Source organism: Acinetobacter sp. YH12251, from assembly GCF_013417465.1.
Taxonomy (GTDB): domain Bacteria; phylum Pseudomonadota; class Gammaproteobacteria; order Pseudomonadales; family Moraxellaceae; genus Acinetobacter; species Acinetobacter amyesii.
In genome coordinates this window covers 192,037-204,759 of the sequence record NZ_VPDZ01000002.1, presented here as the reverse complement: position 1 = coordinate 204,759, position 12,723 = coordinate 192,037, and the positions used below count along the sequence as shown (strand labels likewise).

13 protein-coding genes and 2 tRNA genes are annotated in these 12,723 nt (G+C 38.8%); 9 read left to right on the top strand and 6 right to left on the bottom strand.

Going from position 1 to position 12,723, the window contains the following annotated elements:
* Positions 1-33 precede the first annotated feature (33 nt).
* The 3 genes from FTV27_RS01630 to FTV27_RS01620 all read left to right on the top strand — a co-directional run bounded on the left by FTV27_RS01630 (position 34) and on the right by FTV27_RS01620 (position 946).
* Positions 34-109, top strand: a tRNA-Asn gene (locus FTV27_RS01630).
* Positions 110-365: 256 nt separating this feature from the next.
* Positions 366-441: transfer RNA gene (locus FTV27_RS01625), tRNA-Asn, on the top strand.
* A 22-nt stretch (positions 442-463) separates the two neighbouring features.
* Positions 464-946 carry a DUF2726 domain-containing protein gene (locus tag FTV27_RS01620; RefSeq protein ID WP_218949488.1) on the top strand — a complete coding sequence of 161 codons (483 nt, stop codon included), beginning with the start codon at positions 464-466 and terminating at the stop codon, positions 944-946.
* A gap of 75 nt (positions 947-1,021) precedes the next feature.
* On the opposite strand, the gene FTV27_RS01615 is transcribed toward FTV27_RS01620, so the two are convergent.
* The 4 genes from FTV27_RS01615 to FTV27_RS01600 form a co-directional block, all read right to left on the bottom strand.
* Complete coding sequence (locus tag FTV27_RS01615; RefSeq protein ID WP_168379169.1) at positions 1,022-1,282, bottom strand: hypothetical protein; 261 nt, start codon at positions 1,280-1,282, stop codon at positions 1,022-1,024.
* A gap of 182 nt (positions 1,283-1,464) precedes the next feature.
* A complete protein-coding gene (locus FTV27_RS01610; RefSeq protein WP_180076866.1) occupies positions 1,465-2,925 on the bottom strand; it encodes a S9 family peptidase in 1,461 nt (486 codons plus the stop codon).
* Positions 2,926-3,047: 122 nt separating this feature from the next.
* Entirely contained in the window at positions 3,048-3,929 is an 882-nt protein-coding gene (ubiA, locus tag FTV27_RS01605; RefSeq protein ID WP_180076865.1) for a 4-hydroxybenzoate octaprenyltransferase, read from the bottom strand.
* 22 nt (positions 3,930-3,951) lie between these two features.
* On the bottom strand, positions 3,952-4,437 hold the full coding sequence (locus tag FTV27_RS01600; protein WP_111884531.1) for a chorismate lyase: 486 nt from the start codon (positions 4,435-4,437) through the stop codon (positions 3,952-3,954).
* A 202-nt stretch (positions 4,438-4,639) separates the two neighbouring features.
* Here FTV27_RS01600 and FTV27_RS01595 point away from each other — a divergent pair, with 202 nt between their 5' ends.
* Positions 4,640-5,554, top strand: coding sequence for a polysaccharide deacetylase family protein (locus FTV27_RS01595; RefSeq protein WP_180076864.1), 915 nt, complete (start codon positions 4,640-4,642; stop codon positions 5,552-5,554).
* Positions 5,555-5,638: 84 nt separating this feature from the next.
* Here the strand turns inward: FTV27_RS01595 and FTV27_RS01590 are convergent, their stop codons facing one another.
* Both FTV27_RS01590 and glnA read right to left on the bottom strand, forming a co-directional pair.
* On the bottom strand, positions 5,639-5,917 hold the full coding sequence (locus FTV27_RS01590) for a hypothetical protein (RefSeq protein WP_111884533.1): 279 nt from the start codon (positions 5,915-5,917) through the stop codon (positions 5,639-5,641).
* Positions 5,918-6,013: 96 nt separating this feature from the next.
* The gene (gene glnA / locus FTV27_RS01585) at positions 6,014-7,429 is read right to left on the bottom strand and encodes a type I glutamate--ammonia ligase (RefSeq protein ID WP_171263711.1); all 1,416 of its coding nucleotides are present in this window, start codon (positions 7,427-7,429) and stop codon (positions 6,014-6,016) included.
* Positions 7,430-8,307: 878 nt separating this feature from the next.
* Here glnA and FTV27_RS01580 point away from each other — a divergent pair.
* The 5 genes from FTV27_RS01580 to FTV27_RS01560 all read left to right on the top strand — a co-directional run bounded on the left by FTV27_RS01580 (position 8,308) and on the right by FTV27_RS01560 (position 12,671).
* Entirely contained in the window at positions 8,308-8,892 is a 585-nt protein-coding gene (locus FTV27_RS01580; RefSeq protein ID WP_218949484.1) for an aminodeoxychorismate/anthranilate synthase component II, read from the top strand.
* 18 nt (positions 8,893-8,910) lie between these two features.
* A complete protein-coding gene (gene trpD, locus FTV27_RS01575) occupies positions 8,911-9,957 on the top strand; it encodes an anthranilate phosphoribosyltransferase (RefSeq protein WP_168379163.1) in 1,047 nt (348 codons plus the stop codon).
* Positions 9,958-9,973: 16 nt separating this feature from the next.
* Positions 9,974-10,780 carry an indole-3-glycerol phosphate synthase TrpC gene (gene trpC / locus FTV27_RS01570; protein WP_180010492.1) on the top strand — a complete coding sequence of 269 codons (807 nt, stop codon included), beginning with the start codon at positions 9,974-9,976 and terminating at the stop codon, positions 10,778-10,780.
* A gap of 106 nt (positions 10,781-10,886) precedes the next feature.
* Complete coding sequence (locus tag FTV27_RS01565; RefSeq protein ID WP_180076863.1) at positions 10,887-11,870, top strand: hypothetical protein; 984 nt, start codon at positions 10,887-10,889, stop codon at positions 11,868-11,870.
* 111 nt (positions 11,871-11,981) lie between these two features.
* Positions 11,982-12,671, top strand: a complete 690-nt coding sequence (locus FTV27_RS01560; RefSeq protein WP_078191970.1) for a Smr/MutS family protein — start codon at positions 11,982-11,984, stop codon at positions 12,669-12,671.
* The last annotated feature ends 52 nt before the right edge of the window (positions 12,672-12,723 follow it).

Sequence of the window (12,723 nt, the reverse complement as noted above, 5' to 3'; positions counted from 1 at the left end):
CCCTCCCATACATCTTTAGAATCCACTTCAGATTCTCCAATAGCTCAGTCGGTAGAGCGACGGACTGTTAATCCGCAGGTCCCTGGTTCGAGCCCAGGTTGGAGAGCCAAATTCTAAAAGCCCACGCATTATGTCGTGGGCTTTTTTTATGCTCTGACTTTTGTTTTAAGATAAGTATAACTTGCTCTATGACCTAAGCTATTCACTTAGCTCTCCGACCACATTAGAAAGAATAGTCAGAGCTTAAGTTTTAAAAACGCTTTATATTAAAGGTGTTTATATTTAATACATTCAGCCTAAATTTCCTTATTTTTTGCAATTCTGACTTGACCTCACTGCATTTGCCCCATAGAATGCGTGCAGATTCTCCAATAGCTCAGTCGGTAGAGCGACGGACTGTTAATCCGCAGGTCCCTGGTTCGAGCCCAGGTTGGAGAGCCAAATTCTAAAAAGCCCACGCATCATGACGTGGGCTTTTTTCATATATGTAGTTTATTCCGTGCCAGATCTAAGTCAGTTCATATTTTTTATTATTGGTTGCTTGGCAACTTTTGCCCTTGTCTGCTTAGTCTTTCCCAGACTGTTTAGAAGCAAACAAAAGTTTTTCCCACGTCGTGTAATCACTGCCTTTGAAAGTAAGATGTTTCATCGATTAAATGAAGCATTTCCGGACTACCACATTTTAGCCCAAGTGGCGTTTAGCGCACTGATCACCACTCAAAATTACAAAATCAGAAATAGATTTAATCGAAAAGTCACTGATTTTGTCATACTTGACCAAACTTATAATGTGCTTGTGATTATCGAACTGGATGACCCCAGTCATATAGGCAAAGAGCAAGAAGATGCTGAACGTGATGCAATGCTTGAAGAAGCTGGCTACCGTGTAATCCGCTACACCAGTATTCCAACAGTTCACACGCTCAGGCATGATGTAAATAAATAGTTGTTAAATACGTAAAGTACAATCAAACATTGGGTGAATGCGCATTGCATTCACATCCATAACGTAAGCAGAATTTTATTGAGCATTTGACTCTTGAGCTGCCAGCACTTCTGATACTGCTTGGTCAGCCTCAGCAGCCAAAGCCTCATCTTGTGCTTCTTTTGCTTTAATACGCTCAATCATTTCAGCTTGTTGTTGCTTATATTTTTCTTGGTTTTTGGCATCACTATTGACTGCAAGAAAAGCCATACTGACCAAAAATATAGGAATCAATAGCCCAAGTGCCATCAAAATGATCATCTTTTTGGTATTGGGTTTTGGCTTTACTTCAGACATAACGATTCTTTCATTTACATAAATAATTCGACGCCCAATATAGCAAAAAACAAAATTCGCTCAAGTCTTCATAACATTCTTTGCTCGAACTAACTGTACCCCCTCATTTTCACGGATTGAATGATTAATAATCCAATATGCAAAAAAAGGAGACATGCTCCTTTTTTTATTATTGAAAAAACTTAGCTTGAAGCAGCTACCCCCTTACAATGTGGACTTTGGCTTGCATCTTTTTGCTCATTGGTTAAGACAATACCTGTACCTGCAGACATTTTAGCTTGAATAAATTCGACCGCTTGCGCATTTCTACAGATAATTGCCTGTGTATGACTTGCATTTGGCACAACGTCTAATTGATAACCTTCAGCATAATTTGCATCTGGGAAATACTTCTTCGCTTGTGTTTTCATATTTGCAAATAGCGCTTGCGTAACCACAGGAATAACTGCCTGATCATTTGCACCTTGAATAATATACACAGGCGCTTTAATTACTTTGGCAGCAGTAGCATTTGTCGCTGGCTGATTGTCAATTAAAAATTTCTGAACAACTGGGTCATTATCAATTTTATTCAAATCAATTCCGTACTGTGAAACCGTATGCGTTGGATCCTTTAAGAATTCAATCACAGCTGCTTTAAACTGTTCTTGCAAACCATTTGCGCCATTTGGGTCGGCATAACTTAAACATGCACCGTCATCCCCTGTACGTCCATAGGCTTTTTCTGCAATAACACCGGCATCAGCAGTAAAAATATTTTTTAAATCATAATTTGGCTCATAGGCTTTAATACCTGAACTGGTCAATGCAGCATATGCCAAAAGCTCAGCATAGCCATCTGCAATTTGATCAATTAACGCCTGTGCTTGAACCTCCGAAAGCTGCCCCATACTAAGTGCATAACGCACTTGTGCCAACTGTTCATCCAATCTATTCAATCCATGGGGTTTAGGTTGACCATTTGCATCAACATTTAGTTTTGGATCTAAATAGATCTTAATAATCGTGCCTAAACTCGACGCAGGTGCGGCTGCTACTGCACCTTTATAGTTAGTATCGGTATTCGCAAATTCCGCCGTGCCTAAGGATGCATGACCACCTTGCGATTGACCAATCGACATCCACTGACCATTGAGTTGCTTACCATAATGTTCTTTTGCCGCTTTAACTGCAGTAAGCGCCGAATTTGCCGCACTCGATAAATTAAGGTATGGATGAACCCCCTTGGTTCCTAAACCCTCATAGTCTGGTGCCACAATTACATAACCTGCCGCCATAAGCGTGTTAGCTAGAATTTTAAAGCGTGGATGAATTGCATTTTTACTTGGCGCACATTCATCTCCAGCTCCGACTGTTCCATGCTCCCATACCACAACACGATAACCATCTTTAGGTTGAGTAGCTTTTGGAAACAACACTAAAGCCGTTGCTGTTGCTACTTTCCCCTGCACATTGGTCATGTTATACGTCATGACTTTTATGGACGATGTATTGTCTACAGTTTCTAAAGCATAATTTGCTTCAGACACAAATGTTGATTTTTGATTCGAAGATGATGAGTCATTATCATCATCATTACACGCGGTTAAAGACAGCATAGAAACTGCAACTGTCAGAGCTAATGCTATTTTTGAACGTTTCATAAAATATCCTTTTTAATCATTATTCTTTAAACATGAAACTACATGCCTTTTTATTAAGGCATAAAAAAAAGCACCCGAATAGGATGCTTTAGTTCATTTTAAACAGTTTCAGATCAATGACATTAAAGTTTAAGGGCCATGAAAATCCCTATAAAAATCATAAACCCTACCCAACGGTTATGGCGAAACGCCCAAAAACATAACTGCGGATCACGGTCTTTAGTTTTAGTCCACTGGTAAATAAAATCGGCAGCCACAGCCAACAACGCGAGCAAACCGAATGGCATCAAGAGATCTTCTAAATACAGCGCTGCACCAATCAATACAATACTCAGTGCCTGCAATAATGAAATAATTTCAATATCGTATTTACCAAATAAAATCGCAGTCGATTTCACGCCAATTTTCAAATCATATTCACGGTCAGTAATGGCATATTGTGTATCATACGCAACCGTCCACGCCAAATTACCAAAGTACAATAACCAACACGTTAAATCAGGTGTTTGCCCCACAGCGGTATAGGCCATAGGAATCGACCATGAAAATGCCGCGCCTAAAAATACTTGTGGCAGATGCGTGTAGCGTTTCATAAAGGGATAAATGAACGCTAAAAACAATGCACCAAAGGACCAATAAAAAGTTTCTATCGGTAAAAAGAACAACATACATGCGCTAGCAAGCACCAAGATCAAGAACACATATATGGCTTCTTTAGCACTAATCACCCCAGTGGCTAAAGGACGATGTTTGGTTCTTTCCACAGCACCATCGACTTTACGGTCAGCAAAGTCATTAATCGCACAACCTGCTGCACGCATAAATATCGTGCCCAAAATCATGGGAATCAAAATACTGAATTGCGGTGTTCCTTGATTGGCAATCCACAGTGCCCACATGGTTGGCCAAAAAACCAGTTCCGTGCCAATTGGCTTATCGAAGCGACATAAATAGTAATAAGCTTCTAAACGCTGCTGCCAAGTAATCTGTTGCACCACGGCCATGACTGTCCTTCATCTGGTAATGTTATTTCTGCAAATATTGCTCAAAACTCGCTAAAAAAGTTTCCTGAACTATAAATTTACAACCATGCCAAGTATAACAGCTCTGACGTGTCCAACCATCGTCTAGCCACAATACACGCCGCTCACACTTCGGATTGGTCCGTTGAAATAAAAAATGTCCGATGGGTTTTTTACCAATATGCTGAAAAATCCGCGCACGTCCTTGTATGCTAAGGATTGGAAATATACTTTTTGCCTTGACCCACGGCTCAGCTTCACAGCCATATAAATAACTTTCACGTACCCAAGCTGTGTGCTGTATTGGCATTTGTAGCCACCGTGCATCTTGAAGCGTCATACGTTGAAATTGCTCAATACTCGGCTCAACTTTAAATACACCTTGGGCAAAATCTGTTAATTGTTGGGTTAATGAACCCGAAGCATACAACCATGTTCTTAATTCAGGAGACATTCTTTTATCCCGCATTTCGCATGCTTGACGCTGCATATTTCATTTCCCTTTAACCATTTGCTGAGTATAGCGAATCCTTAGTGTAACCAACTCAACATCGTTTTTCATGACCAATAGCTTGTTTTCAGTAAAATGAGCAAAACTAAAACAGCTTAAGCACTTCATTACATATGTAATCAACACAAACCTCACTTACCCAGTATGATGTCGTGGATAACCACCAAATTACACAAGCATAATGTTTCCATATAAGCCGCTATATGTTTTTATTTTTTTCGTTTTACTTTGTGCCAATATCACGGCTCAAGCAAAATCTATTGCGCTCAGTTTTGATGATGGATTAAATCCAGCGTTTAACGCACAAGCGGAACAAATCAATGCCCAAATTTTAAAACATCTGCATGATCAACAAATCAAAACTATTGTCTTCCCTAGCCTGATTAAAATTGGCGATTATCAAGGTAAACAACTGATTCAAGCGTGGGGACAATCTGGCCATCTGATTGGCAATCATAGTGCACTGCACCAAAATCTAAATAAAGAAAATGTCACATTAAAAGATTATCTGCACAGCATTGAACAGGCGGATACAGTGCTAAAAACGCTGCCAAATTACACACGTATTTACCGGTATCCTTTTTTAAAAGAAGGTAATAGCACTAAAAAACGTGATGCTGTCTATCAGTGGTTAGAGCAGCATCAATACCGCATTGGCGGTGTGAGTATAGATGCCAGTGATTGGTTTTATAACCGAAAATATCTCGACTATTCCAAACAGCAAGATCAGGACAAATTAGAACATCTGAAACAAGCATATATTGCTCACCTGCTTCACCGAGCAGATTATTATGACCAACTTGCCCAGCTCACCATAAATCGTTCACCACAGCATGTTTTACTTTTACATGTGAATGATATTAATGCCGCTTTTTTAAAGGATGTCATTACTACTTTTCAGCAGCATGGCTGGACTTTTATTTCAGCAGCAGACGCCCTGCAAGATCCCTTATATACGCAGCACAGCCAAAACATCCCTGCGGGTGAAAGTGTAATTTGGTCTATTGCCAAAACCAAAGGATTAGAAAACTTACGCTACCCCGCCGAAGATGCGCCTTATGAAATCGATAATCTAAAACAGCATGGTTTGCAATAACGTTTGGCAAATTTCTAGATATTCAATAAAAAATGACCTGCAATATTGCAGGTCATTTTTTCAGTTCAATTTTTTAGTGTTGAATTAAAAGTTATCTGTCTTGGCAATGGCTTCAAACTTGCCTTGCGGTGTTTTAATCAGAACTAGTCCTTCGGTTGTAATATAAAAACTTTCAGGGTATTCAAACTCCAATGCCAGCTCTGGGTTTTTCAGTTCGACAAATTGAGCCTGTTTATAACCTTCAACGGTCCGCCCAACTTCCAAATAAGTCACTTCTGAGAAGTTGAGTTTAAATCCCTTTGCCTGATCTGCTGGATCAATCCAAGGGAAAAAACCGGTATGTTTTTTACGTGGTTTTGCCATGTTTAGATATTTATTCAACTCTTTGCTTTATATTAACCCATCTCATAAAAAAACCCGCACAAGGCGGGTCTTTTTACAGTGTAATTCTGTATAGAATTACAAGCTGTAGTACATGTCGAATTCAACTGGGTGAGTTGTCGTGTTAAGACGACGAACTTCTTCAGTTTTAAGTTCGATGTAGGCATCAAGCATTTCTTTAGTGAACACGCCACCTTTAAGAAGGTAATCATGGTCAGCTGCAAGAGCTTCAAGCGCCATATCTAAGCTATGAGCCACTGTAGGGATTTTAGCTTCTTCTTCAGGAGGAAGGTCGTACAAGTTCTTGTCAGCAGCTTCACCTGGGTGGATCTTGTTTTGAATACCGTCAAGACCAGCCATAAGAAGTGCAGCGAAACCTAAGTACGGGTTCATCATTGGATCTGGGAAACGTGCTTCAATACGTTTGCCTTTAGGGCTAGAAACGTAAGGAATACGGATAGAAGCTGAACGGTTACGTGCTGAGTAAGCAAGCATAATCGGTGCTTCGAAATGTGGTACTAAACGTTTGTACGAGTTAGTTGATGGGTTTGTGATTGCGTTCAATGAACGAGCGTGTTTGATCACACCGCCAATGAAGTACAACGCCATTTCTGAAAGACCAGCGTATTCATCACCAGCAAACAAGTTCTTGCCGTCTTTAGAGATTGACATGTGAACGTGCATACCAGAACCGTTATCGCCAACCATTGGTTTAGGCATAAATGTAGCAGTTTTAGCATATTGGTGAGCAACGTTCCAAACAGCATATTTGAACTGTTGAACTTCGTCCGCTTTGCGAACCATAGTGTTGAAGCTTACACCGATTTCAAGCTGGCAAGATGCAACTTCGTGGTGATGTACTTCTACACGACCTGGGCCCATGATGTCTTCAATTTTTGCACACATATCTGCACGCATATCTTGTGAAGAATCTACAGGAGGAACTGGGAAGTAACCACCTTTCACACGTGGACGGTGACCAGAGTTACCCGCTTCGTAATCTTTACCAGTAGACCAAGCAGCTTCTTCAGCGATTAATGTGTGGCGCGCGCCAGACATATCGATGTCCCATTTTACTTCGTCAAATACGAAGAATTCTGGTTCTGGACCAAAATAAGCAGTATCACCGATACCAGTTGATTTTAGGTATTCTTCCGCACGGCGAGCAATAGAGCGTGGGTCACGTTCATAACCTTGACCAGTTGAAGGTTCGATAACATCACAAGTCACAACAACTGTAGCTTCTGCAAAGAACGGGTCGATAAAACAAGTTTCTGCATCTGGACGTAAGATCATGTCAGATGCTTCAATGCCTTTCCAACCAGCAATTGAAGAACCATCAAACATTTTGCCATCTTCAAACGTATCTTCGTCGATTGAATCTGCTGGGTAAGTTACGTGTTGTTCTTTACCCTTAGTATCAGTAAAGCGAAAATCGACCCATTTTGCGCCACTTTCTTGGATGAGTTGAAGGACCTTGTTCGCCATGCTCATTTTGCTCCGATGATTTTTTTGTGCACACTGAAGTGCGTGTTAGTAGTTGGTAGTTATTAAGCAATTACCGTACCAACTTTTAAAAGCCAAGCTAAAATATTGAATTCCTTATCAGAATAGAAGATTTTAGCTCCTAGCTTTTCGACTATTATACTGTGTGTAACAGTAAATGCACCATATTCAGCCACTCTTCATCACTTTTGTTTAAAAACTTCTCGCAGGTGTATCAAAATAGTGCAACTTGGTTTTGCACCAAAATGATTAATCGCTTTCAACGATAAAATCATTGAGATTTTATCAAAGCTTTAAGGTCGAATTTAAATACGATAGAAACTAATGGCTTAGCTAGTTATAAATGGAAAAATACTGACGTAATAACTGAATTAATGATCGATATCTAGGTTTTTTGAGCCCGTAAAGTACCCATTTTTTGACGTTAATTTAACCATTTTGTTTTAATTTTAATCAATTTACCTTAACATTAATTGTGCTCCATTTTGGTGATTTTGCTTCAAAACGGTTCATATTTTTCCATCTAGAGCCTGAATTGCTATTTTTAACGACATCAAGCAGATCTTTTTAAAATATCAATTGAACATATTTTACCCACTTAAATTCAGCCTAATGTCTTGTTCAAATTAAATCCCAAATTTATAAGTCGAAAATTTATTGAAATGATTTCAGTTGCGATGAACTTTGGCGAAATTGTTCAGCAGAAATTGAATAATATTTGCTATGATTGGCTGCATTCTAAATATTTCACTATTTTTCTATTTAAAATATCCACACGATATTTGGGTCAATATACAACTATTTAGAATCATTTCGGACTATTCAAAGCACATTTAAGTGCATAAATTTCAAAGGTTAATACGCTCATGCTTTTGATGATCGACAATTATGACTCTTTTACCTACAACATCGTCCAATATTTTGGCGAGTTAAATCAGGAAGTAAAAGTTGTACGTAACGATGCCGTGACATTGGAAGATATCGAGCGATGGCAACCGAAGTATTTAGTCATTGGTCCTGGCCCTTGTTCGCCAAGTGAAGCAGGCATTTCAATTCCTGCGATTCAACACTTTGCGGGGAAAATTCCTTTACTGGGTGTGTGTTTAGGCCACCAAGCCATAGGACAAGCTTTTGGCGGCGATATTATTCGCGCTAAAAAAGTGATGCACGGTCGTTTATCTGACATGTATCACAGCGATCAAGGTATTTTCAGCAACCTCCCTTCTCCATTTTCCGCAACGCGTTATCACTCTTTGGTGATTGATCAAGCGACTTTGTCTGAATGTTTAGAAGTGACCTGCTGGACCAATGAAGAAGATGGCACGATGGAAGAAATCATGGGCGTTAAACATAAGACATTGCCTGTCGAAGGCGTGCAGTTTCACCCTGAATCAATTCTTAGTGAACATGGCCATCAAATCTTTAAAAACTTCTTAGAAATTTACGCTTAATCGAGTGCAAAAAATATTATGAATATTCAACAAGCTTTAAATAACATCACTAAAAATATTGAACTCACTCAACCTCAAATGGAAGAAGTGATGCGAACCATCATGCAAGGTGAAGCGACCGATGCTCAAATTGGCGCACTGATGATGGGCTTACGCCAAAAAGGTGAAAGTATTGATGAAATTACTGCCGCAGCACGTGTAATGCGTGAGTTTGCGATCAAAATTGATGTCAGTGATTTACCACATTTGGTGGATATCGTTGGTACAGGTGGTGATGGTCAAAACTTATTTAACGTCTCTACTGCGTCTAGTTTTGTTATTGCAGCAGCAGGTGCAACTATTGCTAAACATGGCGGTCGTGGTGTTTCATCAAAATCAGGCTCTTCTGATCTTTTAGAACAAGCTGGAATCAACCTTGACCTTAACATGCAGCAAACTGAACGTTGTATTCGTGAAATGGGCGTTGGTTTCCTCTTTGCCCCTAATCATCATAAAGCCATGAAATATGCTGCTGGTCCACGTAAAGAATTGGGCTTCCGTAGTATTTTCAACCTACTTGGCCCGCTTACGAATCCGGCCGGCGTAAAACGTTTTGTGATTGGTGTTTTCTCTACAGAATTATGTCGTCCTATGGCTGAAGTTTTAAAACAGCTTGGTGCAGAACATGTCTTGGTGGTGCATTCTAAAGATGGTTTAGATGAAATTAGCCTTGCATCAAGTACTTATGTTGCAGAACTCAAAGATGGCGAAGTCACTGAATGGGAAATTCAACCGGAAGCTGTAGATATCGAATCGCAAACCTTAACAGGTCTATCTGTAGATAGTGCTGCGGAAAGTCTAAAATTAATTAAAGATGCTTTAGGTAAAAACAAATCTGCGCTCGGTGATAAAGCCGCGAATATGATTGCCCTAAATGCAGGCGCAGGCATTTATGTTTCAGGCTTAACCAAAAGCTATAAACAAGGTGTTGCATTAGCACATGACATTATCTATGGCGGTCAAGCCTTAGAAAAAATGGGCATTTTGTCTGAATTTACGAAAACTTTAAAAGAATACGAAGCTTAAGATTAGGACACAGATCATGGTAGATATCGCCAATACAATTTTGGGTAAAATTGTTGAACGTAAAAAAGAAGAATTTGCAGCCCGTCTTAAACAACGTAGCTATAAAGATGTCGAAGAGCTAGCTCAAGCAGCTACACCCATTCGAGGTTTTGCACAAAACCTCGGCTCTAAACGTCCGGGGGTGATTGCTGAAATTAAAAAAGCATCACCATCGAAAGGCATCATTCGTGAAAACTTTAACCCTGCTGAAATTGCGCAGCAATATCAAGATGCTGGTGCGGCATGTTTGTCTGTTTTAACTGATGTCGACTTTTTCCAAGGTGCCGATGAAAACATTCAGATTGCACGTACGAACTGTGACTTACCTGCGCTGCGAAAAGATTTTTTAATTGACCCTTATGGTGTAATTGAAGCACGTGCATTACATGCTGACTGTATTTTATTAATCGTGGCTTGTTTGTCTGATCAACAACTCGAAGAAATGTCGAAAACTGCTTTTGAGCACAATCTCGACGTATTGGTTGAAGTACATGACGAAGAAGAACTTGAGCGTGCAATGCGTCTTTCTGACAACTGTCTACTTGGCGTCAATAATCGTAATTTAAAAACCTTTGAAGTTGACCTCAATACATCATTACGTTTGAAGAAGTTACTTGAGCCTTCTCGCCTGCTAGTGACAGAAAGCGGCATTGCAACACCTGCTGATGTCGCGATGATGCAAGAACATGACATTCATGCCTTCTTGGTCGGTGAAAGTTTTATGAAGCAGCCACGCCCTGATCAGGCATTCAAGGAGCTGTTTGGTGTGCCTGATAAAATATAAATGAAATATGTAGGGTGAGTTCGCTCACCCTTTTTCTCCTTTGCATCTATATTAAAAAAATTACACATCCTTTTTATATTTTTTATTCAATTGAGAATTAAAAATAATGAAGTCGATTATTTCTTCTACTCTTCTATTCATTTCATTAATCTTGGTTTCACTACACCAGATAAGTTGGGCAAAAAATATAACTCTTTATACTGGCTCACCGTATCATATTGACCAAAATCATATCCTCTACTTTAATATTTCCACTATGCCCGAAGGCATCATTGCTGCGCAGATTGACCTAAATCAAATTTTTCCAAATATAAATACTAACGTGCTAAAGGGCAAAAATTATGATTTCAATAAGAATCAAATTGAAATCATTAGTTATCAAGGCTTACCAATAGTCATTAATTACTCAATCAATACTAAAAACAAGAATATTGAAAATTCAACCTATTTTTCTATTTCTAAAGGACATAAAAATTCTTTATCAAAACCAATCAATATTAAATCTCACCCTATTTCTATGGAAAAATTAAATCATTTTGAACAGATTTTTTATAAAGATACCCCTCATTTATTGAAAAAGAATTTAGCTGATGAGCCATATTTAATAAATATATTCATGTTCCATGCAGCAATAAATGATTTTGATGATATGAATGATTTTTTCCAAAATGCGATAAAGAACCTGACACAGAAAAATGATATTGATAATTATGAAAAAGCCAAAAATTTGTATCTTGAATATTTAAATTTTGGTGAAAACAATGAATTTTATGATACCACCTTAATTATGGCGGCTATCGAGCACACAGATATTTCTTTCATCAAAAAAATGAAGCTGAGAAAAATAAATGAACTTGTAGTAGATGAAATTGAACCACAAACATATTATTTCACTAGATGCTCCCCATTAGGTAAAGCTATCCGCCTAAATCAATATCAGATAATTTCTTATTTACTTGAAAAAGGCGCTTCAACCGAAATCGTGTGTATTTCTAAATTTAATGAAGAACAATCAGCATTAGCTCTTGCAGAACAATATAAAAATAAAAAAGTTATTAAATTAATTAATTCAACTTTGAAGCCCAAATAGGACTTGTAATGAATTAAGAGATCTTCTTTATATAAAGTCTTTCCAGTTCAAATCAGTGCCATTTAAGGCTATAATTGCACTAAATTTTTGTATATTTCCCGTTTTTTCATTATGAGCAAACACGATTCTTCGCTTTCAAAAGATCAGTACAACCTACTGAAATCTTTTAAAAAGCAAATTACGAATCCACATTCCTCAACGATTGCTAAACAGCCTGAGCCAACGCCAAAGACTGTTGAACAAGAGCAGGAAGAAGACTTCGCGCTTTTCCAAAAGCAAATGCAAGGTGTTCAAAAAATGAATGCAGGAAATATTGCAAAAATGGAAAAAGTGGGTCGTAAAAAACCTGATGCGCAAACGTTGGCTAAACGTGCTGCTGCAATTGGTCCTATGGAAACAGATGATGCATTACTTTCTGATACGCAAGCGATGCTCAACCCTGTTGCCAGTCAAGCTGCTTTAAGCTATCGCATTGCAACCTTACAACATAAAGTTTTTGAAGATTTGAAAGCTGGTAATCTACGTTGGTTTGAAGCTGTCGACTTACACGGTTGCACTGTTGAAGAAGCCCGTTCTGCCGTGCTGCAAATTATTCAAATGGCGAAAGATGACAATCAAAACGTCATTAAAATTGTGCATGGCAAAGGTCCAGAAGCAATTTTAAAAACTTATGTAAATAGTTGGTTACGTCAACATCGTGATGTATTGGCATTTGTGAGCGCCCCAGAAAAACAAGGCGGCACAGGTGCTGTACTAGTTCTGCTTAAACGTGCAGAAAAGAACCCACAGTTTAAACAATAATCGGATTTAACTCCAAAAGAAGGCATTGTAATAGTTTTCTGCTACAATGCCG